This window comes from Marinilabilia salmonicolor, from assembly GCF_003003035.1.
Lineage (GTDB): Bacteria > Bacteroidota > Bacteroidia > Bacteroidales > Marinilabiliaceae > Marinilabilia > Marinilabilia salmonicolor_A.
Genome location: NZ_PVTS01000014.1, coordinates 1 through 25,504, shown reverse-complemented (window position 1 = coordinate 25,504; position 25,504 = coordinate 1). Strand labels below are relative to the sequence as shown.

The 25,504-nt window shown below is 41.4% G+C and carries 14 protein-coding genes and 1 CRISPR repeat array; of the genes, 4 read left to right on the top strand and 10 right to left on the bottom strand.

From position 1 onward, the window contains the following. Positions 1-371 precede the first annotated feature (371 nt). Positions 372-2,003, bottom strand: a complete 1,632-nt coding sequence (locus BY457_RS13750; RefSeq protein ID WP_106153905.1) for a glycoside hydrolase — start codon at positions 2,001-2,003, stop codon at positions 372-374. 286 nt (positions 2,004-2,289) lie between these two features. Here BY457_RS13750 and BY457_RS13745 point away from each other — a divergent pair, with 286 nt between their 5' ends. Further along, on the top strand, positions 2,290-5,169 hold the full coding sequence (locus BY457_RS13745) for a hypothetical protein (protein ID WP_106153904.1): 2,880 nt from the start codon (positions 2,290-2,292) through the stop codon (positions 5,167-5,169). Positions 5,170-5,251: 82 nt separating this feature from the next. Here the strand turns inward: BY457_RS13745 and BY457_RS13740 are convergent, their stop codons facing one another. The 7 genes from BY457_RS13740 to BY457_RS13710 form a co-directional block, all read right to left on the bottom strand. Beyond that, entirely contained in the window at positions 5,252-6,574 is a 1,323-nt protein-coding gene (locus BY457_RS13740) for a DUF5125 domain-containing protein (protein ID WP_106153903.1), read from the bottom strand. 18 nt (positions 6,575-6,592) lie between these two features. Beyond that, a complete protein-coding gene (locus BY457_RS13735) occupies positions 6,593-8,086 on the bottom strand; it encodes a glycoside hydrolase family 30 protein (protein ID WP_181256488.1) in 1,494 nt (497 codons plus the stop codon). A gap of 187 nt (positions 8,087-8,273) precedes the next feature. Continuing rightward, positions 8,274-9,788, bottom strand: a complete 1,515-nt coding sequence (locus BY457_RS13730; RefSeq protein ID WP_106153902.1) for a RagB/SusD family nutrient uptake outer membrane protein — start codon at positions 9,786-9,788, stop codon at positions 8,274-8,276. Between the two features lie 12 nt (positions 9,789-9,800). Further along, positions 9,801-12,788 carry a SusC/RagA family TonB-linked outer membrane protein gene (locus BY457_RS13725; RefSeq protein WP_106153901.1) on the bottom strand — a complete coding sequence of 996 codons (2,988 nt, stop codon included), beginning with the start codon at positions 12,786-12,788 and terminating at the stop codon, positions 9,801-9,803. 1,058 nt (positions 12,789-13,846) lie between these two features. Further along, on the bottom strand, positions 13,847-14,230 hold the full coding sequence (locus tag BY457_RS13720; RefSeq protein ID WP_106153900.1) for a response regulator: 384 nt from the start codon (positions 14,228-14,230) through the stop codon (positions 13,847-13,849). A 36-nt stretch (positions 14,231-14,266) separates the two neighbouring features. Continuing rightward, positions 14,267-16,219: a sensor histidine kinase gene (locus tag BY457_RS13715; protein ID WP_106153899.1), complete on the bottom strand. Its 1,953-nt coding sequence runs from the start codon at positions 16,217-16,219 to the stop codon at positions 14,267-14,269. 449 nt (positions 16,220-16,668) lie between these two features. Then, positions 16,669-17,475, bottom strand: a complete 807-nt coding sequence (locus BY457_RS13710) for a M48 family metalloprotease (protein ID WP_106153898.1) — start codon at positions 17,473-17,475, stop codon at positions 16,669-16,671. 224 nt (positions 17,476-17,699) lie between these two features. On the opposite strand from BY457_RS13710, the gene larE reads away from it, so the two are divergent. Further along, positions 17,700-18,548, top strand: a complete 849-nt coding sequence (gene larE, locus BY457_RS13705) for an ATP-dependent sacrificial sulfur transferase LarE (protein ID WP_106153897.1) — start codon at positions 17,700-17,702, stop codon at positions 18,546-18,548. A 50-nt stretch (positions 18,549-18,598) separates the two neighbouring features. On the opposite strand, the gene BY457_RS13700 is transcribed toward larE, so the two are convergent. After that, a complete protein-coding gene (locus BY457_RS13700) occupies positions 18,599-19,432 on the bottom strand; it encodes a T9SS type A sorting domain-containing protein (RefSeq protein WP_181256487.1) in 834 nt (277 codons plus the stop codon). A gap of 452 nt (positions 19,433-19,884) precedes the next feature. Here BY457_RS13700 and BY457_RS13695 point away from each other — a divergent pair, with 452 nt between their 5' ends. Beyond that, entirely contained in the window at positions 19,885-21,051 is a 1,167-nt protein-coding gene (locus BY457_RS13695) for an ATP-grasp domain-containing protein (protein ID WP_106153895.1), read from the top strand. A 16-nt stretch (positions 21,052-21,067) separates the two neighbouring features. Here the strand turns inward: BY457_RS13695 and BY457_RS13690 are convergent, their stop codons facing one another. Then, positions 21,068-21,556 (bottom strand): hypothetical protein, encoded by a 489-nt coding sequence (locus BY457_RS13690; RefSeq protein ID WP_146130990.1) that lies wholly within the window; start codon positions 21,554-21,556, stop codon positions 21,068-21,070. A 690-nt stretch (positions 21,557-22,246) separates the two neighbouring features. On the opposite strand from BY457_RS13690, the gene BY457_RS13685 reads away from it, so the two are divergent. Beyond that, positions 22,247-23,308 (top strand): endo-1,4-beta-xylanase, encoded by a 1,062-nt coding sequence (locus BY457_RS13685; protein WP_258176738.1) that lies wholly within the window; start codon positions 22,247-22,249, stop codon positions 23,306-23,308. A gap of 112 nt (positions 23,309-23,420) precedes the next feature. Next, a CRISPR array of direct repeats spans positions 23,421-25,361; the repeat unit is 46 nt; unit sequence GTTGTGAATTGCTTTCAAAATGTATCTTTGCAGTAGCGCTGACAGC. Positions 25,362-25,504: the final 143 nt, after the last annotated feature.

Sequence of the window (25,504 nt, the reverse complement as noted above, 5' to 3'; positions counted from 1 at the left end):
TTTTTTTTCAGACTCTGATAAGAAAGCCCCAAATGCGAGGTTTTCGTCCTGGTTCATCGGGATGACACTAAGGATTTTACTTATTGAGAATAACGAAATTGGGTTGTTTTCCTTCAGAGACGAAATAGAGTCTGTCTATAAACTAAGCGTTTTTTGCGTGTTTGAGATAGAAAGTTCAAATTCAAGGCGTGTGAAAAAATCTAAACCGCAGTCCCGAAGTAGCATTTGTAAGGTTTTTTAAACAAAAAACCAACAAAAAGCACAATCGGGATGAGGATTTAAATTTTGAGCAACAACGCAGAAGTTGGACTTTATAGACAAACACTAAATAATCAATCAAAATCCTTTTCTCCGTAAAATGAAGTTAAATGTCAGTTTAAAACAATGGTGGTTACACTCTCACGGGGAAGAGTAACCCGAACCTTACCTTCAGACACTATTTCTACATCCTTATTTCTGTTCAGCATTGAAGATGTGGTAAAGGCAATTGCTGAATTTGCTCCGGCAGGCATATCCATCTCAATGGTTTTTTCAGAATATTCTGAAGAGTTAAGAATCACAATCACGGTATTGCCATCTCCACGGAAAGCAGTCATTTTCAGAGTCGAAACCCCAGCCGTGCCCACATCAATGCGCTGATAGCCCGGTCGTATAAATTTTGAATAGTGCGAAAAAGCATAACCACGCTTCAATATTTTGCCCCTTTGTGTGCCATTGTTACCGTCACCCAGGAAACTGTAGTACCTTCGGATGTACCACCATATGTAGGCATTCCAGTCATAAGTCATAGCCGAATGAATGCCATCAAGCATCTCCATGGTTTCATCCCAGATCGTTTCAGTATCGGTATGCTCCGTCCAGTTGCCCGGAACATTTCCACTGTTCAGGTTCAGCAAATATTCAGTCATCCAAATTTCTTTCCCTTTTTCGCGGGCCAGCGGATAAGGAGCCAGGCCGCCCCCGTACAAATGTCCCCCTACGATATCCAGATTATCCGCAGCAGTTGGATCATTAAGAATATCTCTGGTATAGGCCTGATTAGAGTTCAGCGATTCTGCAGCTACAACTTTGGCATTCTGAATCACCCCTGCATAATTCTTCACAAAATCATACATCTCGGCAACAGTATATTCGCATCCCTCATAATCAACTTCCCAGTCGGGCTCATTCTGGATAGAAACGGCATCAACCACGGCACCATTATCAGCCATAAACTGAATGAATTCGTTGATATATCCGGCAAAATCGGCATAATGTTCTTTCAAAAGATACCCTCCACCATTTATACTGTTGTTGCTTTTCCACTCTGCGGGAGGCGACCATGGACTGGCCAGCACCTTTGCGCCACGGTCATTGGCCATCTTCACAGAGTTGACCAACGCTGCCCAGTCACTGCGATTGGACGACAACCGAACCCGGTAAATAGAAAGTCCCAATTGTTCTTCATCTGTACCAAAAGCCAGATCCATCTCAGCTTCGGTCAGGTAGTCGGTTCCCCAAATCATATTGGCACCACCAAAACCGGTTATAGTCTGATGCACAATATCCGGGTCAATCACGACCCTGGTAACCGGCAATTCCTGCCGGCCTACCTGAGTCAGGATAATCTCTTCAGACAAATCATTCGTGACAGAAGAAAGAATAATCTTCTGGCGGTTTTGAGAAGTAAGATCATTGGCTTCATATTCAATTTCCACATGAGTGGTACTTTCCCCCTCCTTGATACTTCCACCACCGGCAGGAAGAATTGTTGAAATAAAAGCTTCTCCTTCAACAACTTCCGAAGTAATATCCCATTGATTCCAGGCCCATTCAACCGTCAGAACCACTTTACCCCCCGAAGCTTCCAGATCTCCGGGCAAAGCAGTCTCATCAAAATTCAAAATGGCTGTTTTTTCAGGCTCCTCCGTATTTTTATCATCACTGCAGGAAGAACCAAAGAGCAGAAGACCTAAAATAAGACCTAAAAAAACCACTCTATTATCAGACGTTACACCGAACATGTTTTTTACTGATTAAAATTTAAAACTCAAAACAGAGCAATAAAAGGTTTAACAACAAAATTTAACTTCTCAAAACTAAGCAACATTCCGCTGCCAAACGTGGACGTATTCGTGTATTAAGGGGATATTTTTTCATTGTTAACGGGCAGCACCAACAGGCAACCCGGTGATGTCACCACAGCAAATTACGGTAAGGCTCGGAAAGCAGAGGTTCCGCATTGGAAAAACTTCAAATAATTCTTAATTTTGCTACACCAACAGTTCCCATTTTTGATTTCAATATCTTATGGTAAAAAAGGCTCTATTCTTTTCAACCAAAATCACAAAGCACCTGCTGATATTTTGTTTCCTGCTTGCTTTTTTTTCCAATTTATCCGCCCAGATAATCGGCAACCCTCCGGTAACTCACTACAGCCATAAGGACTTTAACAGCGATGCCCAATTCTGGGATGCCTGTCAGGACACCCTTGGCGTCATGTACTTTGGTAACAACTATGGGGTTCTGAGATTTGACGGAGAAAGGTGGGATAAAATTTCTCTGCCAAACAACAGCGCTGTGAGAAGTCTGCACTGTTCGAAGGATGGAATTATTTATGCCGGAGGCTTTAACGAATTCGGTACAATCAGAACAAATGCAAACGGTAGTTTTTCTTACCATTCCCTGCGCGAAATATTACCGCCAAAATATTCGGAAATAGGAAATGTGTGGCAAATTCTGGAGGTAAACAACACGCTGGTATTACGTACATATAATTATTTGATTTTGTTGAATAAAAGTAATGTTGAAATCATCGAGGCATCAGATGCATTCAATTTTGCAGAAGTAGTAAACAATAAATTGTTTGTACTGGATCAGAATATGCTCTTCGATTTTAACATCAGCACTTCACAATTTACAGAAGTTATAGCAACCGGGGATATTTACAATGAAAGTTTACTCAAAATCCTTCGGGGAGAAACAAAAGAAGCCGTTTTTTTATTAACCAAAGAAGGTTCAATCTATGAAATTTCTTTACAAAACAACTCTGTCCGAAGGCTACAACGGCTGATTCCCAGGGAATCGGAACAATTATTTACCTCTGCCATTCAATCACGGTCGGGTAGAATATACATTGGCACCCTGAGCAACAAACTATCCTCATGGAAATTACAGGACAATAAATTCATTAGAATACGATCTTTCAATAACCTACAGGACCAGACGGTTCTCAACCTGTACGAATCAAAAGAAGGAGTCATCTGGACATTACTCAATAAAGGATTGGACTATTTCGACCCCAACGCCCATCTGACCAATATTTTCCAGGGCTCTTCAATTTATGATGCAGTACTCTTCGAAAACAGAATATATATTGCCACCAATCAGGGCGTTTTTAGTTCCACGAACCATTACTCTGACAGCATTATATATCAGGACGAATTTCAAAAAATTCCGGCACTTGACGGACAAGCATGGTCTCTAAAGGTTATCGACGACCAATTATTCTGCGCCCATGACCAGGGATTGTTTGAAATAAAAAACAACAAAACTGTACCAATCAAGGGATTCCAGGGTGTCTGGAAGTTGTTTCCCGTTTCAGGAAAAAGCAATCAATTCTTTGTGTGTACCTATAATGGGTTAGGATTGCTACAAATCCAGGATGGTAGTCACACAGTGCTATCAGCCTCTGTTCCGGGTTTTGAGGACTCCACCCGTGACTTAATTGATATTCCGGGAGAAAATGATTCATATTGGGTCTGTCATGGATACAAAGGGGTATTCAAAATAAAAACAAATAAAGATTGCTCTCGTGTGGTTTCCACAGAACATTTCAATGAGCAAAACGGACTCCCCTCCCCTTTCAACATTAATGTTCATCGCTGGAAAGGGCAAAACATTTTTTCCACCAACCAGGGGCTATTTGAATTTGATAAAGAGAGACAAACGTTTTTGCCACATAGAGCATTAAACACTTTGCTTGGGCGGAAAAAAAACATCAGACAGCTTGAACAGCAGGGAGACACTACCTGGTGTGTAATAGATGACCAGGTCGCCTATTTTACCCATAAAATGGACACCGTCATCACCAATCCATTTCTATCTCTGAAGGGTACACTTAACAGAGGAATGGAATGCATTGTTCCGCTTAGAAACACCAATGAAGTATTACTGGGAACTACCAACGGCCTGTTTGCATTTCACCCGGATGCAAGATCTCAGATGAATGCAAAAAAAGTACAAACCCGTCTCTGCAGAGCATCTTATTCCATAAATGATTCAACCATTTCTTTTGCGGTCACAGACTCCATGAATCATCTGACGTTTCCAAACAATGTCCATAATATAACCTTCTGGTTGTCGGCGCCCTACATTCGCGATAAAGCAAATATCCGTTACAGCTTTCTTTTAGTAAATAAAATGGCAGAATGGTCTGAATGGCAGGAAGAGCCATTAATTAACTTATCTTTTCTTAAAAGCGGAGATTACCTTATTAAAGTTAAGGCACAAAGTTTATCGGGAGAGGTTGCCCGGACAACCCGTTTGTCTTTTAACATTGAGTCTGCCTGGTATGCTACCTGGCCATGGATCCTGTTTTGGAGCCTAATTTCCGTGGGACTGATTATTGCCGGAATCAGACAAATACAGGTTATCATTGTCCGGGAAAAGGAAAAAACCCGTTTAGAAGAACAAAAACGCCAGGAACTTCGGGAAATGGAGCGTGACACTCAGCTGATACTAAAAGAGAAAGAGCGTGTGGAGGCTGACATCATCGAGAAAAGCAAAGATTTGGCCAACAACGCAGTATTAATCGCAAAAAAAAGAGAACTCTTAATTGAAATTCAAAATAAGCTCAATGAACTTAGACGAAATGCGAAAAATGATTATACCCGCACCGGAATATTAAATATCGTTCGAAGTATTGAAGTCAACCTGAATGATGAACAACAATACCAGCTTTTTGACACCAATCTGGAAAGAGTTCACCAGGAGTTGTTTGACGAATTAAAGAGACGACACCCCAGTATTACGAATAAAGAGCTAAGAATTTGTGCATTCATAAAAATGGAACTGACCAATAAGGAGATGGCCAGCATCTTCAACATCTCGGTTCGCGGAGTGGAAACCGCCAGGTATCGCCTGAGGAAAAAATATCCTGATATTGATGACTTGATTGGTCAGGTTTAAAAAAACCCATTCAAAAAAAAGCCGGCTGAAAAAATAAATTTCCAGCCGGCCAATCTTCATTCAAAAAAACTGTTTTACCCAATTATTCCTGAGTAACAGACAGCACCGCATTTTCCAATCCGGCGGTGATATCTACCTCAAATACATAGGTAGCACCCTGAGTCAACGTAACCCCTTCGACCAAACCAAGGTTTCCGGGATCGCGACCATTTTCGCCATCACCTACCAGCACAATATCACTCGTAGTAGAAAGGGCGGCATTGGTATATTCACCCCCCCATCCTTTCTGATGGAAAAACTTAAAATTGATGGAGTTGGCATCAATAGACTCACCACCAACCACTGTAACGCGGTAAACTTTTTCAGAAATGGGAGCCATACACAAAGCCTTATCAGTATTCCAGCCAACCTGATTGTCTAATGACGGCTTCCCTATTCCGTCGCCAATAATCCAAAGGGCTCCTGAACCATCCGACTGAAGAGTTGCAAGATCATTGCCACTCATAGCCTCAACAACAAAATACTCATGGGTAAAGTTTGCAATCACCCGGTATTTTCCACTGATTGCTTTAAACGTAAGTGTGCCATCTCCGTTGTTCGCGAAGAAATCCTCATCAATCCACCACTCATCAAGGTTGGCAATTCCATCAACCTCGATTACCTGTTCCTTTTCAAGATCGGCCTCTACCTTAAAGTTCTCATCATCAATCATTGTCATTTCATGGCCTGCAAACTCAAGTGAAATAAAGGGGCCTGCCTGATAGGTCAGTGTATTGAAGAAAATCTCGTACTCCCCTGCAGCATAACTGGAAAAAGTGATTTCTGCATAAGTTCCTTCCGTGATTTCACCGGATGCCCAGCCAAAAATCATTTCGTTTCCATCCTCTGTAATTGCCGGTGCTTTAATATATCCCTTAACTTTCTGCGGGAAATTGGCTGTTACAGCATAACGATGCGCATCAACCTTCTCCATTAAATAATCACCTTCAGCGGTAACCAGGGTAACAGAGGGATAATCGGGACGTGAAAGCGCCACCTCGAAGGTCTCCTCTTCAATGGCAAACTCAATATTCTGAACTATAAATTTCAGCCTTCCTGTCCCATTGGGGATATCTTTGTGAAAAGGAACATAAATCTTCCCACTGTATTCGCCATTGGTTTTTGTTCTGATTACAGTTTCTTCCACCATCTCATCCCCGAAAAACAATTGTGCCTTAAGAGTAGAGAGAGGCACCTCATCATCGCTTACAGCAGCGGCAAAAGGTATGCTGTCGCCAAAATGTGCTGCAGTAATATTGGTTTGTACTGTCAGTTCGGGATCACCCACAACTGTCTCATCGTCTTCACAGGCAACAAAGCCCAGAAAAACAAACAAGATACTGAAAAATAAATATTTCCGTTTCATAGCATTTTAGATTTAAGATTACTTATTCCAGCGGTACGAAACCACTGCATTTGTCGGAACTGTGTAAGAGAAGTGGTTCTCCTCGTCGCTGATGGTGATTAATTTCGACTCTCCTGTATTATTCATCAACACTAAAGCATATGATCCATCGGCATTTTCGAATGCACTGTAAATAACACCATCAGCAGAATAACCTCCGGCACCAATCCTGGTTGCCCCGGGCTTAACCACTGAGGATAAATGGCCAATAATGTAATAATGTGAATTGCGCGTGATGCTTCTATAATTGTTGACATCAATATCAACAGCCCCGTAACAGGTCTCACAGCCACCGGGACGATTGGGTCCGCGGTTGGAGTCCAGCATCAGGTTCCATACAATAACAGCCCGGCTCCAGTTGTTCACGGAACCAAAAGCCACATGCTCCATGTCGTCCATCAAACGTTTGGAAAGGTTCTGTCCGTCATTCCAGGTTCCAATAGAAGTTTCCGTAAAGATCAGTTCCTTTTCAGGAGCCTTCTGATGAATGTCTTCCAATTCACTGAAATGGCCACCATAATTGTGATAAGCAGCTCCGGCAATATATTGGCTTGCTTCTTCATCCTCATAGATTTTCACAGGATAATCTTCCTGATCACTCATGTTATCATAATTGTAATTGTGGTCGAACACATATAATTTCGTTCCCAGTCCGGCTTCCTCAAGGGCAGGCCCCAGGAACTTCACAAATTCTTTTTGTTCGTCCCATCCCATAAAAAGCGAGGCAGAATTTCCGCGATTCAATGGCTCATTCTGAGGTGTGACTGCATCCACCTGAATTCCAAATCCTGCGAGTGCCTGAATCCATTTCACAAAGTAAGTGGCATAATCCTCATAATAAGCAGGATTCAAATGTCCGCTGGTCCATGAATTATACGGCTGAAGATCGGTCAGATTATTCACCTTCATCCATCTCGGCGGAGTCCATGGAGAACCCAGAATCTTCAAATCGGGATTAATGGCAAGAATCTCCTTCAATACCGGAATTACATAATCCAGTTCCTCCGACTGAAGGCTGAAATTCTCAATTCCCGGGGTATCACAAAGGGTATATTCACTTAAAGAGAAATCTGAACATCCTATGGCAATTCGCACGTAGCTATAGCCCATACCCTCTTCGTTGGAAAAGGTCTTTTTCAGGAATTCCTCTCTGTCACCGGAACTCATCTTCAGCAGGTTGTAACAGGAAGATCCGGTAATGGCAGCACCAAAACCATCCATTTCCTGATATGTCACAGACGGATTGATTTTAATCGTTGTGGGTGACATATTTGAAGTTTCACTATAATCAACCGCACTCTTCTGAAAGTCATAAGCCCGGTTTCCGGTGGTTGTAAAAACTGTCACATCGCCCACTGGTGTTTCCGTCTGATTACCTTCTCCGGCATCATCAACCTCATCATTCTCTTTGGAACATGAGCCACAAGAGATAAACATCAGACTGAAAAGCAGTGTATATAATATTTTACTCATAAATATGTTTTTATCAAATTATCAGCCTTATGAAACCGAAACAACTACAATTCTCATTGATCATGCAACTTCGTATTATTTGCGTTTTATAAAAGCTGAACATTTTAAATTTCAGGATTATTTCCGGAGCTCTCCCCTGCCGCCAATCTCCATGAGACTTTCGACAAGGGAAAAGCTGAAATGGATATTAATATCCGGGATTTTGTTCCAGATTGGAATTCACATCCAACACCGATTGAGGAATCGGGAACAGTTCTGACTCTTCGGTAAAGGAACGCGCCTGAGGCAAACGTCCGATGTCACGGTTATTAATGCCATTCATTACCTCCTGAAGTTTGTCGTTTCTGATAAGGTCAAACAACCGATGTCCTTCAAAGGCCAGCTCCAGACGGCGTTCTTTCAACACAGCCTCTTTCATATCTGCTGCAGACGCTTTCACGGATTCGTCCAGGCCCGGAAGATTCACCCTGGCTCTGATTTGATCCACAATAGCAGCCGCTCCGTCAAGGTCTCCTTTTCCTACAAGGGCTTCCGCTTTCAAAAGAAGGATATCCGCCAGTCTTAACTTTATAATGCTGTTGTTTTCGGAACGGAGTTTATACATAAAAGGATAATTTTCCGACGGGTAATACAAACTCCATCCTGCTTCATAAAAAACAACTGATTCACCGAGTCTTACATCATCACCTTCTGCCTCAAAGGCAGCAATCAGATCACGTGAAGGAGTCACCCACTTAGCCCAGCTGAAATTCTGATCCCAGTTAATCAGGTTTCGACCAAACATCCAGGTCACCCAGTTGCCACCTCCGGAATAATAATGGACTTCCAAAATTGCCTCAGAAGTATTACGTGCAGCCACATCTGTTCCGGCTTCATTCATCCCAAAAAGCAGAGAATAGTCATCAACCAGGGAATAACCTGCATTAATCACTTTATCGCTGTATTCGATTACCTTATCATAGTCCCTGATGGTCTCTTCAGCATAAGCTTTTGCCAGCAGTGACCAGGCCACTCCTTTTGTCAGGATGGTTTTATCACCTCCAACAGCCGGTGCATCGGGCACAGCTTCAGTCAGATCTTTGATGATTTGCTGATAGGCTTCATCAGGCGTGTTTTGTGGAGGAAAATAAACAGGATAAACCTCTTCAATATTATCAGCGGTAATATCTGTTGCTTCCTTGGTAATTACCGGAATATTTCCCCAGATCCGAACCATATCCAGCAAAACCATAGCCCTGAATATTTTAGCCTCAGCTTTCCATTGTGCTCTTTCACTATCTGAAAAAGAAGCATCAGGTACCAGGTCTATATTTTCAATAATGGAGTTCACATAGGCAATGTCCTCCAGATATCTGTTCCAGTCGCGTGCCAACACACTGTTGCTTCCATCCAGTGAATTATCTTCGACAGGCATTACTTCAGCACCGGTAGTCCCTGCGTAAGCATTATCAGCGCGAACTTCTGTAAGCAAAAGATAGTCAAGGTACCAGTGTTCCTGACGATCTTTAAGGATGTTGTACATCCCTTCGTACTGGCTGAGCATTTCGCTCCGGTCTTCAAACTTAATACGATCTCCTGATTCATCCACAACCCCCATAGTAACTTCCGAAAACTCAGAAATCGGGTCTTTATCCAGTGAGCAGGATGCTGCCAATAACAGCAACAGCATTCCCATACCGGTTGTTAATATATTTATCTTCATAGCTCTTTTCGATTAAAATTCAACATTTACTCCAAACACAAATGATCTGGTTTGAGGGTAAGATCCCCAGTCAATTCCCTGGACGGCACCACTGTTTCCCCATTGGTTTACTTCCGGATCCATCCCTGAATAATCTGTAATGGTCAACAGATTGGAAGCAGACACATAAGGTTGAAGGCGTGAAATCCCCCATCGCTCAATAACTCCTCCATCAAACTCATACGAGAGGGTTACATCTTTTATTCTCAGATAACTTCCGTCTTCAACAAAATAGGATGAGTTTTTAATGTTATATCCGGCTCTGGGCATATCGGTAATCTGTCCGGGAATTCTCCAGCGATCCAACACTGCAGTGGATTGATTTTTGGCATCAAACATCCCTTCAGTCTCCATTCTGGATGCATTGAAAATATCGTTTCCATAGCTTCCCTGAAGCAGGATATTCAATGACAATCCTTTATACGAAACAGTGTTGGTCATACCGTAGGTGAAATCAGGATTGGGATCTCCGATGTAAGTCCGGTCTGATGAATTCACAACGCCATCACCGGTTAAGTCGCGATAAATCATATCCCCGGTTTCAGGATCCACTCCATCGCTGATGTAACCATAGAAACCTCCGAGGGGACGTCCGGGCTCGTTTCGAACAACTTGTTCATCAATGTGGTCACTGGTTTTGGCATAAGTATAAACCTTTGTCAACTCCAGCGCTGTCAGCTCATTCCGGTTAAAAGAGATATTAAAATCCGTATCCCACGAAAAATCGCCTCGTCTAATGTTACGTGAGCTCAGTGTAAACTCAAACCCTGTATTGGTCATTTCCCCCTCATTGCGCATAATGGTACTGGCTGCAGCAGAACCGGCCGGCAGACTAACAGTCATTAACATGTCAGTGGTTTTTTTGTGATACCAGTCCATATTCAAAGTCAGACGACTTCTTAATACTGTAAGATCCAAACCAACGTTTGTTTGAGTGGTAGTTTCCCAGGTAAGATCGGTATTTCTCAGATTAGACTGACGCAAAGTAACCAAAGCATTAGGATCAGCATCCTCACCCCACCAGTTCTGACGATTAATGTTGTAACGCTGTAAGTAAGCATAATCGCCCAAACCGGACTGGTTACCCGTTTGACCCCAGCCACCACGGATTTTAAAGTCATCCAGCCAGCTGACATCATCCATAAAAGATTCGGAAGAGACTCTCCATGCACCGGATACAGATGGGAAATACCCCCAGCGGTGATCGGGGTGCAGTTTGGAAGAACCATCTGCACGCATATTCATGGTCATAAGATATTTATCATCAAAATTGTATCCAAGGCGGCCAAAATAAGACATAATAGCCCAATCGGCGGCCACAGTTCCATTGCCTTGCAAAACTTTATTTCCGGCATTCAGGGTTTTTATGCTGCCATCACGAAAATGCGAAACGGTCTGATAGCTTTGTGACCACATAGAAGTGGTTCCCGAGCTACCGAGCATAAGGTCAAAATCATGCCTGTTCAAAGATTTGTTATAGTTCAGCACATTATCAAAAACCATAACAGTTCCCAGTGAACGATTATCACCGGCTTCACCATGCTGAGACCTTCCCCAGGCTGTTTTCAAAGGATCCAGAAAAGAGACCTGATGCGTGTAGGTGCGATCCAGTGTCACGGTTGATTTAAAGTTCAAATCATCAGTGAAGGTAATCATTGCATTACCGGTAGCAATCAGACGCTGAGTGTTGGTCTGATTATCTTCACTTCGGGACATATTGTTCACAGGGTGGGTGATGTTGGCACCGTAAAAGTTATTGTAATACTGCCCGGGATTTTCTTCACTCCAAACCGGCGCATATGTGGGAGTATTAATCACTGACAAAACCACTCCGGCCCGATTGGAACCTGCTCCGGAAATGATGCCGTTTCCTGTATAATCGGAATAGGAAACATTTGCTCCCACTTTTAACCAGGAACGAATTTCATTTTCAATGTTGGCTTTAAAATTATATCTCTCGAAAAAGGAAACTTCAATAACACCGTCTTCCTTACTATATCCACCTGAGAGGTAATAGTTCATTTTCTCATCTCCATTGGTTACTGACATCTGATAGTTTTGAGTCAGTGCCGTCTGGTAGGTCTCATCATACCAGTCGGTACGATCAGTGAGATTTTCAGGAAGATTCATATTTAAACCAATATCTTCAATCAACTCACGATACTGATCAACATTCAATGGGTCGATTGTATTGGTCAGATCGGTAACACCCACGTGTCCGTTGAAAGTAATTTTAGCTACACCTTCTTTACCTGACTTGGTGCTGATCATTACAACACCATTTGCGGCTCTTGACCCGTAAATAGCTGCAGATGAAGCATCCTTCAGAATCTGCATGCTCTCAATATCATTGGGGTTTAGATAAGCAATGTCTGTCATGGGCACTCCATCCACCACGTACAACGGATCGTTGTTTCCGTTAAGAGAGGTCGTACCACGAACCCGCACCACCATTCCGGCATCGGGAGATCCGCTGGGTTTCATCACGGAAACCCCGGCAGCACGCCCCTGGATTGCCTGTGCAACATTGGTAATAGGCTTTTTCTCTAATTCTTTTGTTGAAACACTGGAAATGGAAGTGGTTACGTCTTTTCTTTTAACAGAACCATAACCAATAACTACCAACTCATCAAGGGTGGCAATATTCTCCTTCATCTGAATATCAATGACGCTTTGGCCATCAACATTAACTTCAGTAGTCTTCATCCCTATAAAAGAATAAACAAGAACGGCATCTGACGGCACTTCCAATGAGTAGTTACCATCAATGTCGGTAATAGTTCCGCTGGTAGTTCCCTTAATGACTACTGATGCACCCGGCAATGGATCTCCCATTCCGTCGGTAATTGTTCCCGTGACAGGCAATTCCTGTGCAGTTAACTGTTGCAGGGAAAAGAAAAGACAACTCAACAGGAGAAAACTCCGGAATAAATTACCTTTAAATAACTTCGCTTTTTTCATGGTTAAATAGTTAATGTAACACAAACCTTTATTTACAAATGAATAATTGTTGCTCCCTCAATTGTGAACAACTCTTAAAATTGTAAAAGCGAAGTAAAATCATCTCGCCTCCCCTTAAAAGAAAAGCGTTACATCTTAGTTACATCAAACACAGGTAGAGGAGACTTCTTTAATACGTCACACAATAACAAATACCTGATAATCAAGCAATAAGTAGCTTTATCCGGAAACAATATTTCATTCGTTTAAAATTTTGTAATCATCTGATAAAAAACTAATTAAAAATTTGAGAACGAATGGAACCGCTTCGCTCTCGCATAATATTTTTTAAACATATTCTTTTGTGATATTTATGCTTAAAAAATATCATGCTCGTTTCATTCGTTTAAAATTAACTTTTCAAGGTCGGATGAAACTCGAATGCAGAAACTTATACATATTATCTTGTGGAATCCCTTGCCATGCTTGTTTCAATAGAATAAAAGCCGGGATTTTAAATTAATCACAACTCATATTGAATAACAAAACACAAAGAGTGGACAAAAAAATAAAAACACGGAAGGGATGCCCGGAACGAAATAGAACCTGTCTATAAACTTAACAAAGTTTATTTTTAGATATATGTCGGATCAGAAGATGCCAATTGTAAAGCCTGCCACTATTTTTCTCCGGTGGGGCCAAAGGCCCATTTCACCAAGGCAAATACCTGTTTGACGGCAAGCGTAACGTGTTACATTGAGCCAGTCGAAATGCAGCAAGTGGAACATTCCCTACAGACACTAAATAGTGCCCGTCAATAAAGTCGGGAAAAATGGCAATTGGAGCTGTGTCGGTTCAGAATGTTGGGTTTGCAAGGCCTGGCATCCCCAAAAATGCGGAGTTTCCCATAGTAAATGAGTACTTTTCGGGAATGGCATAACAACCTGCCCCGAGCCCTCGGGGAAACAAACGTGACTTAATGGACAGACTCAAAATAGCCGAGCGGCTCAGCAATTGAAATTTCAACACAAAGTTTGAAAGATCTTTCCGGTTTCGAAGAGAAAACACCAATTACTTTATTATAAAAATCGTTTCACCATATCTAATAGATCTTCCCGACTGACAGGTTTGGTTATGTAGGCATTAAATCCCGCACCCAAAATGGTTTCTTTATCACCTGCCAAAGCAAAAGCAGTTTGGGCAATGAGCGGAAGGGCGGTATTGAAGCTGCGAATTTCCCTGGCGGCTTCAACTCCGCTTTTTTGGGGCATTTTTATATCCATAAGCACCAGACTCAGCTCAGGGTTGCTGCGTACTTTCTCAACAGCATCAATCCCATTGTCCACATGAATGACGTCAAACCCTTCACTGGAAAGGACTGCTTTAAAATAGGATACGCTCAGTTTGTCATCCTCTGCAAGAAGAATGATTCCCGATGATTTTTTTCTTGTTGAAGTGTGCATTTGTCTATCATTTATTTGTTAAGGTTTGATTAATCTTTATTTCATACCGCTTTGGGGAGACCGACAAGGAATAGAAAAATAAAAGACACTTCCTTTTCCCACTTCTGATTCCACCCATATTTTCCCCTTCAGGTGAGTAATATAACCCCTTATGATGGACAATCCCAGTCCTGTTCCCTGGTAAGGTTTGGTCATATTCAAATCGGCCTGCACAAAACGGTCAAATACGGCGTCCATTTGATCCGGAGCAATTCCCACACCGGTATCCTTCACGTAAAAGACCATATTTTCAGCGTCCATATAACTGCCAAAAATAACCTCCCCGCAATTGGTAAATTTTATCGCATTGAAGATTAAGTTCGAAAGAGCAGCCTCCACCTTTGTTCGATCGGTAAAAACCATATTCTTAGGGGGCTCCGGCATTTCGGAAATTCTTAATCCCAGCTTTTTATCCTGTGCCTGAGGAGTAAAGAACCGAAGGGCATAATTCATTATTTCCCGTATATCTACCTGCGAATATTCCGCACAAACTTGTCCTGACTCAATTTTTGAAATCTCTATCAGATCATTGATCGTTTTTAAAAGCCGATCACCACTACTATTCACCATATCAATGTAGGAATCCTTTTCCTCATCGCCGAGTCCTGGCATTTTAAGCAACTCCATAAAGCCCAGAATACCATTCATCGGAGTACGAATTTCATGACTGACATTGGCAAGAAAAGCTGTTTTTAAACGGTCACTCTCCTCAGCTTTTTCTTTGGCAATTATCAGGTCATCAATCATCTTTTTCTTTTCAGTGATATCCTCTCTGATGGATACCACATGAGTGATTTCGCCTGAGGCCTGGCGAACGGGAGAAATCTTGATATATTCCCAGTACAACTCACCGGTTTTTCGTTTATTCTTCAACTCCCCTGTCCATTCATTCCCGTCCAGCACCGATTGCCACGATTCATCCAGAAAGTGAGGACACTGCAAACCTGAATCCACAATACTCATGGTTTGTCCCAATGCTTCCTCCTTTTCAAAACCTGTTATTTTTGTAAAAGCTTTATTGACATATTTTATTTCTCCCTGAAGGTCTGTTATCACGATGCTCAAAGGGCTCTGCTCGACAGAATGTCCCAAAAGCAATAATTGCGATTCGATCTTTTTCTGATGCGTTACATCACGGATAATCATACTGCTTCTGGGTTCCCCATGCTCATTCAGGAAAACCGATGAGGACAAATCTCCTTCAAATCGTGAGCCATCCTTACGCAAAAAGAACAATTCTCCCTTTACATTTCCCTTTTTATCTCTTCTTTCCAACATTTCAGCCAACCTCGGGTCACCGGGGTCAACCAATCCACTTCTGCCTCGGGAGATAATCTCTGCTTCTGTCATTCCAAACAAGTGGCATGCACTATTATTAGCAGAAAAAATTTCTCCCGACGGACTGGTCAGCAAGATCGCATCCATGCTGTTATCCAGAATCATAACATTTCGTTTCTCACTCTCCTCCAATCTCGTCTCATATCTCTTTCGTCGCTTGATTTCTTTTTGCAACTGCTGAACTGTTTCATTTGATTTCTCTGAAGCGTAATCAATATCATTAGGAGATTCTACTTTTTGCTTCATAGCTAAAACAGTGGAGATGGTATCAACCGATAATTGAATTAAGCATTTTTTCTTGTCAGAAAGAGCAGTTGAGACCCCAAGATGTATGAAGTTTCCATCCTGAAAATTAAAATAATAATTGGTAAGGTTGCTTCCCTTGTTAAGTCTGCCAATATTATTCTCACCTCCGGCCCTGCCATTCTCCTGATCACTTTGATGAAAGTTCATTTCTTCGAGTGTCACTAAAGAACAACTCCAACAATTTTTCTTTCCGACCAAATCTTCAAGACCATTGAGCAAACCGTCAACAATTTCGTCTCCGGATTCCAATTGCACCAGAGCATTTACCAAAGACATTAATGAAACAGAAAAACCTGTATAACCCATTCTAAAAAATTATATGCTAAGACCGGTCAAGGCCGGATTCTCTTTTTTTTTTACATGAAAACTCACAAAACTAACAATGAAAATTGTTTGAAAAAGATAAATCACAGAGAATCTAAAAACAATATTACGCAGTAAAATTAATTTAGATTCAAAAAAACACACAATTAAGCAGTTAACACCTTCCTCCTTTGATGAGCAACTTTTTTTTGCAAAAAAAACATGAAATATTTTGCACGATCTCTAACAATGACTTATATTTGTATCGGGTTAGGGTTAAGGTTAAAGGGTTGTCGGTTCTACCGGCAGCCCTTTTTTAATGTCCGATTTCTCCGCCCCTTCCTATTACAATACACTGACTACAAACAAAAAAGACCAATAATGCAATAAATACACCAATGGTCTTTCCGCAATGCAAACGTATGCACAATTAAAAAAAACAAGCTATTGTATTAAGGCAAACTGTTCTTCAGCTCCTGATATCTGCTCCCAAAGAGATCACCGTCCTTGCCTCCCAAATTCTCATGATGTTCATAAATTTTCTGTACACGGTCTTCGGGATTGGGGTGCGTCTGAAAATAGACCATCCAATCGGAATTGTCGGCTTCGGTTCCTATCTTTTCGAAAAAATGAGCCACACCTCTGGCATCCCACGTGGTTTTATAAAGATACCTGACTGCTGACTCATCGGCCTCATATTCATCATCACGACTGAAAAACAATTCTGTACCCTTTCCGCCCAACTGAAGAAGTAAATTCTCCACCACAGTAGTCTCCTCCCCGGCAATCACCGACAACAATGTTTGAACTCCGTACATTTTGGTCATCCTGTTGGTGGAATGCCGCTTATCGGCATGGGCAAATTCATGAGCCATCACTCCGGCCAGGGAAGCTTCGTCCTCCAGAAACTTAATCAATCCGGTATAATAAAAAGTAGTGCCACCTGGAACGGCAAATGCATTTAGAACATTCTGGTCAATAATATAAATATCCCAGGCAAATTCATCAGCATATTTAATTTCTCCGGTAGCAAGCAGTTTATCACGCATGCCTTCGAGATAGTCATAAGCTTCAGGATATTCCTGTCTGCTCAAAATCGGATATTCGGAAGGACTGGATAGAATCTCCTGAGTCATCTGCTCCCCAAATTCCACATCCTGACTTACGGTAAACAAATTGATTTTTCCCTCTTCACAGGAAAGTGTTAATGCTGATAAAATCAGGGTCGCAGTAAATAGTTTAAAATTTCTGATATTCATCCTATTAAGATTTATTTAATATTCTGTTTGATTAAAATTTATAACACTTTTTCTAATTTCCTCTTGCGGGCATATCCGGCCATTTCAAATATCCTACCTACTCATATAATACCATAAAAAAGGCCAAAATAAAAACAATTAATAAACCAATCCCATGGAACTTTGATATTTTTCCTTTACTTTTCCTACCGGTTTAATAGCATAACTAAAAAATACAACGAGCTATGGCAAACTCTCTCAATACAGAGCTATACGAAAAAACAAAGAAATGGTTTACACATCATCAGGGAGCTCTGGTTGCCCTGTCAGGTGGGGTTGACTCTTGCCTTGCGGCATTTCTTAGTCGTCATTTTCTGGGAAAGGAAAAAACTATGGCAGTTATCGGAGACTCACCGGCACTTAAGCGCAGAGATCTGCAGCAGGCAATTGACTTTTGTACCGTGCATGATATCAATTATCAAATTATAAAGCCAGGAGAAATAAATGACCCCCGATACAATTCAAACCCGGAGGACAGATGTTTTTGGTGCAAAAACTCTCTTTACACGGCAATGAAGAGCCTAAAAGAAGACCAGTTTCCCGACTATACAATTATTAATGGAAGCAACAAAAGTGATTTAGGAGATTACCGACCGGGGCTGAAAGCTGCTGACCAATATCGTGTGCTTAGTCCACTTGCAGATTGTGGCTTTGAAAAAGAGGATATCAGGGCAATGGCAAAACACTTCAATCTGAAGGAATGGAGCAAACCAGCCAGTCCATGCTTGAGCAGCCGATTTCCTTACGGCGAAAGCATTTCCATAAAAAAACTGAAAATGGTTGAAAATGCTGAAGCACTAATCAACCAACATGGTTTTTCTGACGTGAGAGCACGATACCGCACAGGAGAAGTCAGTATTGAAGTGCCTGCAAATGAAATTACCAGATTAAAAGAGATTTTACCAAAACTCACGCCATCGTTACAAAAAATAGGATTCTCTGACGCCCTGGCCGATGAAGAAGGTCTTGTTTCAGGCAAACTGAACAGAGTGCTCTTCAAAGATCAAAACAACTCAGAAGAAAGGACACAGTAAAAATATTCCCGGGCAAATTTCAAGGATTTTACCCGGGAATACCTCATCTGTTAATGCAGGATAAAAACCCGGGTACATGTTTTCCTTCCGGCAATATCTGTCATCCTAACAAAGTAAACTCCATCTTTAAGGTCATCTACAGCGATAGAAAATCCTTTATCCCCGGACAGTTGTTTTTCCTTTACTTTTGTTCCTGCCATATTTATCAGCTCCACAAATTCCAGTCTTTCCTCTCCCTCTCCATAGATCATCTCAGAGGCAGGATTAGGCCATAATTGCAAACGCATAGCATCGGGAGAGTTATGGCTATTGGCCACATAGGAAGTCCACTCAAAATCATCAACCATGATACGTTCCGTTCCCTGAGTGGGTGTCAGTCTGATGGTTATGTTATCGTTACTGCTGTTGATGGTTCCACCAAATGCCTTCCATTCGCTCAAATTATCAAGTGTTTCATTGGTTACCTGAGCCACCTCTTCCCACGTACTACCTCCGTCGGTGGAATACGCCAACTGGTAATGTGGTTCGGGATCTTCATCCCAGCGTCTGATTTTCATACTGAAATTTCCCACACCTCCTGACGCAATCGTAATCCGCCAGTCAACAGCTGTCACATCTTTAAGTTTCCAGGCATAATTTCCCAGTGCTCCTGGCACACCATCCTGATCACTTGCAGTAATTCGGCATGCCTCGCCACCGGTTGCACGAAAAAGACCATCCTCATAAGCGTGATCAGTGGCATAACCGGTAATGGTACTAGATCCGCGTATCCATTTCGCATCGTCATCAAAATCAATTAAAGTCTGAGAAAAAGAGGGAGAAAAAATTACAAACAGTGAAAAACACAAGGAGATAATTCGACAAGTCGGGTAAGAAAAATTCATAACTTTGGGTTTTTGGGTTAAAATTTCCGGCAATATTTGCCTCTCGTTTTGTTTTACCACCATAAAACTAAACATTCCAATCTGAAATGTCAATTAATCAAACACATAACAACATAAAAAAAGTAACAACAATCCTCCTCAATCCGGGAAAAAACTTAAGATAAGAGAATAAAAAAATATTAAACAATTTTATGTTCCATTTTCTCTAACGAGAAATAAACAACATTATCCCCAATAATCCATTTTTCCTACCTTTATTCACAGATTTTCGTTGTGGAATGGTCATAAATACCCAAAGATCCAAGAAACTGCAAGCAAACTTGAAAAAGAAAATAGTAATCTATTTTCACTGAGGATTAGTAAATTATGACGGCAATAGAGTATCGCAATAGATAATTTATGAATTAATCAGGTTAGCATCTATCTTTGACTCACGATAAAAAAATACAAAGATGATTATACTCGACCATCCATATGTTTCTCAAATACTTGAGGACACCATCGCTCAAAACAACTATGGGGTGCTAAACAACATTGCAGCCGAAGAGCTAACGAGCAGAAAAGATCTTCAACTTCTGAACGACGAAGCTTTCACAAAAGCCATTAGAAACCAAAAGGTCCCTTTGCTTTATACCAACTCAGAGAACTCAATCGAATGGATAACTCAAAATCTGGGTTTCACACGACTTCCTGAACTTATTTTGATTTTTAAAAACAAAGCACGTTTCAGAGAACGCATTAAGTCTATGTATCCTGATTTTTTCTTTAAAGAAGTCTCATTCGATCAATTAGACCAGTTATCTTCACAGGCACTTCCCTTCCCTTTCATCATCAAACCTTCTGTTGGTTTCTTCAGCATTGGAGTGCATGTGGTAAACAATCCTGAAGAATGGGGGAAAGTGGTGGCTAAGCTGAAAGCTGAAATCGGTTCCCTGGGACACAATTTCCCGGGCGAAGTGATCAATGTCTCCAATTTCATACTTGAAGAAATTATCCCGGGAGATGAATTTGCCGTAGATGTCTATTACGACAGAAACGGAGAACCTGTTGTTCTGAACATCCTGAAGCATCTTTTCTCTTCTGCAGAGGACGTAAGCGACAGGGTTTACATTACCTCCAAACAAATTATTGAGGAGCACCTTGAATCATTCACACAGTTTCTGAGCAAAATGGGAGACCTCATTGAGTTACGTGGTTTCCCCATGCACATTGAGTTCAGAGTAGATTCAAACAATCATATAATTCCTATTGAAGTAAACCCCATGCGTTTTGCCGGATGGTGCGTCACCGACATTGCCTGGTACGCCTTCGGAATAAATGTCTATGAATATTTCTTTGAGCAAAAACAGCCCGACTGGGAAGCCATTTTGAAAGATAAAAACGATGATATCTACAGCATGGTGGTTGCGGATTTACCTAAGGACATACCTGCTGATAATATAAAAGAGATAGATTACGAGAAGTTCCGTACATACTTTGAAGATCCACTGGAACTGCGTAAGATTGATTACAAAAAACATGGAGTTTTTGCGTTTCAATTTGCGAGGACAAGTTACAAAAACAGGAAACTGCTGGAAGATATTTTGCAATCGGATCTTAAAGAGTTTCTGATATTGTAGAAAATGTGTAATAAAATTACTCCATCTTGTCTTTGAAAAAAGCCAGTATTTCATCTTTTATCTCCGGAGTTTGTTCATGCCCGATGCCCTGGTAAGTTTTAAAAACAGCATTCACTCCCTGTTGTTGGTATATTTCAATACAGTTCTCCCATCTGTCCGGCATCATTTGTTTGCCCAGCAACTGAAAGACCTGCTCTCTTTCCTGAATGCTATACCCGTCTTCATAGGGGATAGCATCGTTGTCATCCAATGCTCCCATAAAAAGAAATTGTGGTGTGACTGCAAAAGCAGATTTCTGGAAACCCACATCTATCAGAAACTCCATATCACTGACGCCCAATGGATAAGGAAGTGCAACATTCTGCAGTGAGTCGCAAGGTAAGATCAGAAGTCCGTTAATACCCCCCGCAGCTACAGCCTTTACTTTATCCGGATGCAATGCCGTAAACCTGTTGGCAAAGGTTCCTGATGCAGAAAACCCTGAATTGTTGGGTTCTAAAATCAATGTCAACTGCTTTTCAGCAGATATCCCATCAGGAAGAAACAAGAAAAAGGGATAATTATAACCATCTTCCGCACTTGCATCATAAAAGCTAAGATGTCCGTTACTTGTTCTGCTACAGGAGAAAAAAAAGAAGAGCTAAACCAAGGAAAACCAGAATTCTCATAATCGCAAATATTGTTTTAATTCAGGATATAATAAACAAAGCAGACTGGGAATTAGGTAAACCGAAAATAGCAAATTAGTATCACTTAAATAATTACTTCGTAAAAAAATCCTGACGAAGTCAAATGTATTTTCAAAAACCCAACTCACCAGGAAGGCAATTTTCCACCGACATTTGAATAAGATCCCGGACTTCAAAACAAAAGCGCCGAAAATCTCTTAACAATAATAAAAAATAGAAAACCCATTTGCTTTTTTTCCGTACTAAATGTACGCACTTTACCCTTCCGCCAAAAAATCTAATTCTTACCAATGCGATTATTGATGAATCAAACCCAAATTTTCAACATAAACTACACCACACCAACAACTTAGATAAACCATAAACTAATGAAACGAGCATGATATTTTTTAAAAATAAATCACAAGAGAACCTGTTTAAAAAATATTATGCGAGAGCGAAGCGGTTCCATTCGTTCTCAAATTTTTAATTAGTTCTTTATCACATAATTACAAAATTTTAAACGGATGAAAAAACTTTTGCTTCTTCTGCCCGCATTTATTCTAATGGGCTGTCAAACACCCCACCCCTCCTCAAACCTGAAAGACAGTGCTTCATTCCCGATTGGAACAGCTATCAGGGCTCACCAACTGGTTAAAGACAGTTCCATACAAGCAATTGTTAAAAAGGATTTTAACAGCATCACCCTCGAAAATGGCATGAAAATGTATGCTGTTCATCACTCAGAAAATGAATACAACTGGAAACATGTGGATGATGTGGTCCATTATGCACAACAAAACAACATCCGACTTCACGGACATGCTTTCATCTGGCATTCAGGAACTCCCCGATGGATCAATGAGATGGAACCGGATAGTACTGCCCTCGACAAAATCATGGAAGATTACATTCTCACCTACGGCAAACGATACCAGGGGAAAGTGGCCGGCTGGGATGTCGTCAATGAAGCGCTGCTCGACAGCACAGGAGAATTCAGAAAATCTATTTGGTACAAAACCATGGGTGAAGGTTACATTGCCCGGGCCTTTGAACTGGCACATAAGGCAGACCCTGGGGCAGTCCTTTTTTACAATGATTTCAATATTGAGCGGGACACTGTGAAACTGCACTCTATGCTGCGCATGATAGAAAAACTAAGAGCTCAGAATGTACCCATCTCCGGAATCGGCTTCCAAATGCATATCCGCATGGATACAGACGAAAAAACCATCGAATACGCACTCAAAAAAGCAGCAGAAACCGGCTTGCAGATTCATCTTTCCGAGATTGACATTATTTTCAATAAACATGACGACACCCCCGGTGGCGGAATACAAATTTACGACGAACTGACCGAAGAAATGCTTCAGGCTCAGGCTGACAAATACCAATGGCTGGCAGAAGCATACATTCGGAATGTCCCGAAACAACAACGTTATGGAATGACCGTGTGGGGATTTAGCGACAAACACTCCTGGATTCCGTCATTCTTTGACCTGAATGACTGGCCATGTATCTATGACGAAAACATGAATCCCAAACCGGCCTATTACGGATTTATAAAAGGCCTGAAAACATCGAAATAAAAATAAGGAAAGTAACATCAAAAAGGCTTCACGCAAGTGGAGCCTTTTTTTGTGGTCTGCGATGAAACAGCCTTGAAGTAAGGTGGAAACGGTTTCACTACTAATTTTAACCTGTGTGAATTGCTTTCAAAATGTATCTTTGTAGTAGCGCTGACAGCTATTCTCGTGCTGCATCTCTCCCGTCTCGCGTTGTGAATTGCTTTCAAAATGTATCTTTGCAGTAGCGCTGACAGCTGTCGCACCGTCACATACTGATTGGCTTTGGTTGTGAATTGCTTTCAAAATGTATCTTTGCAGTAGCGCTGACAGCGCACACTCATGCAAAACTCACGGAATTGGTGTTGTGAATTGCTTTCAAAATGTATCTTTGCAGTAGCGCTGACAGCCGCCACGGTTCAGGATAAAGATGCCGACCTGTTGTGAATTGCTTTCAAAATGTATCTTTGCAGTAGCGCTGACAGCTTCTTTCCCTTATGCCCTTAACCGGTCATGGTTGTGAATTGCTTTCAAAATGTATCTTTGCAGTAGCGCTGACAGCTCAAGTCCTTGAGAGTCTTTTCAAGTTCTTGTTGTGAATTGCTTTCAAAATGTATCTTTGCAGTAGCGCTGACAGCCAATTATTCATTGGCGTGTTTGCAATGTGTGTTGTGAATTGCTTTCAAAATGTATCTTTGCAGTAGCGCTGACAGCCACGCATAATAATAAAGTCATTTGCAGTAGTTGTGAATTGCTTTCAAAATGTATCTTTGCAGTAGCGCTGACAGCAAGAAGTTTTTGCAAGTGGCCCAAAGCCTGTTGTGAATTGCTTTCAAAATGTATCTTTGCAGTAGCGCTGACAGCCTTTTGTTTTTTATACCGCTGCCTGTGCCGGTTGTGAATTGCTTTCAAAATGTATCTTTGCAGTAGCGCTGACAGCCATCTTTTTTTATGGCACTGGCAACGGCCCGTTGTGAATTGCTTTCAAAATGTATCTTTGCAGTAGCGCTGACAGCCCCTGGGGTATCCGGTTGCCAAATGTGTGCGTTGTGAATTGCTTTCAAAATGTATCTTTGCAGTAGCGCTGACAGCAGTTGCGAGCTTCTTTGTCGGCTATTAATTGTTGTGAATTGCTTTCAAAATGTATCTTTGCAGTAGCGCTGACAGCAAGTTGCCGGACGCAATGCATCGCCCATGAGTTGTGAATTGCTTTCAAAATGTATCTTTGCAGTAGCGCTGACAGCATCAAATCTTCAGCCCACAGATATGAGTTGGTTGTGAATTGCTTTCAAAATGTATCTTTGCAGTAGCGCTGACAGCCAGGACTTTAAAATTAGCCTTAATGATGTAGTTGTGAATTGCTTTCAAAATGTATCTTTGCAGTAGCGCTGACAGCGCTGGAACGTTGACCGCAATACCCAAGTTGTTGTGAATTGCTTTCAAAATGTATCTTTGCAGTAGCGCTGACAGCTTAAACACTGAAAGTGCATCAACCGTATTAGTTGTGAATTGCTTTCAAAATGTATCTTTGCAGTAGCGCTGACAGCGAGCTTCAGGAGAATTTAGCGCGATTAGGTGTTGTGAATTGCTTTCAAAATGTATCTTTGCAGTAGCGCTGACAGCTTCAAATCACGAAACATCAGTTTACTGGTGGTTGTGAATTGCTTTCAAAATGTATCTTTGCAGTAGCGCTGACAGCCCAATATTCAAGCAGCCCTAACGACTTTTGTTGTGAATTGCTTTCAAAATGTATCTTTGCAGTAGCGCTGACAGCTTTACAAATGAATTAGTTCAGTTCCTTTAGTTGTGAATTGCTTTCAAAATGTATCTTTGCAGTAGCGCTGACAGCCTCTATCTACATTGGAGAAATAGATGTTTTGTTGTGAATTGCTTTCAAAATGTATCTTTGCAGTAGCGCTGACAGCATTGTTACTCCTGTTGTTTTACCGTTGATTGTTGTGAATTGCTTTCAAAATGTATCTTTGCAGTAGCGCTGACAGCTCTGTTCGCCGTTTCTCAACACAATTACACGTTGTGAATTGCTTTCAAAATGTATCTTTGCAGTAGCGCTGACAGCCGGCGAGAAATGAGGCTAAAACGGTACTGTTGTGAATTGCTTTCAAAAGTATCCACCCCAGCAAAACCTTATTCCTGGAGTAATTTTTTATCAATAAATTGCGGCAAAAGTTCTTTGAAATTTTCGGCAGGTGTGATGTGGAT

Coding starts and splice junctions, on each gene's coding strand:
- BY457_RS13750 (WP_106153905.1), bottom strand. CDS start 2,003: ATGTTCGGTGTAACGTCTGATAATAGAGTGGTTTTTTTAGGTCTTATT.
- BY457_RS13745 (WP_106153904.1), top strand. CDS start 2,290: ATGGTAAAAAAGGCTCTATTCTTTTCAACCAAAATCACAAAGCACCTG.
- BY457_RS13740 (WP_106153903.1), bottom strand. CDS start 6,574: ATGAAACGGAAATATTTATTTTTCAGTATCTTGTTTGTTTTTCTGGGC.
- BY457_RS13735 (WP_181256488.1), bottom strand. CDS start 8,086: ATGAGTAAAATATTATATACACTGCTTTTCAGTCTGATGTTTATCTCT.
- BY457_RS13730 (WP_106153902.1), bottom strand. CDS start 9,788: ATGAAGATAAATATATTAACAACCGGTATGGGAATGCTGTTGCTGTTA.
- BY457_RS13725 (WP_106153901.1), bottom strand. CDS start 12,788: ATGAAAAAAGCGAAGTTATTTAAAGGTAATTTATTCCGGAGTTTTCTC.
- BY457_RS13720 (WP_106153900.1), bottom strand. CDS start 14,230: ATGCACACTTCAACAAGAAAAAAATCATCGGGAATCATTCTTCTTGCA.
- BY457_RS13715 (WP_106153899.1), bottom strand. CDS start 16,219: ATGGGTTATACAGGTTTTTCTGTTTCATTAATGTCTTTGGTAAATGCT.
- BY457_RS13710 (WP_106153898.1), bottom strand. CDS start 17,475: ATGAATATCAGAAATTTTAAACTATTTACTGCGACCCTGATTTTATCA.
- larE (WP_106153897.1), top strand. CDS start 17,700: ATGGCAAACTCTCTCAATACAGAGCTATACGAAAAAACAAAGAAATGG.
- BY457_RS13700 (WP_181256487.1), bottom strand. CDS start 19,432: ATGAATTTTTCTTACCCGACTTGTCGAATTATCTCCTTGTGTTTTTCA.
- BY457_RS13695 (WP_106153895.1), top strand. CDS start 19,885: ATGATTATACTCGACCATCCATATGTTTCTCAAATACTTGAGGACACC.
- BY457_RS13685 (WP_258176738.1), top strand. CDS start 22,247: ATGAAAAAACTTTTGCTTCTTCTGCCCGCATTTATTCTAATGGGCTGT.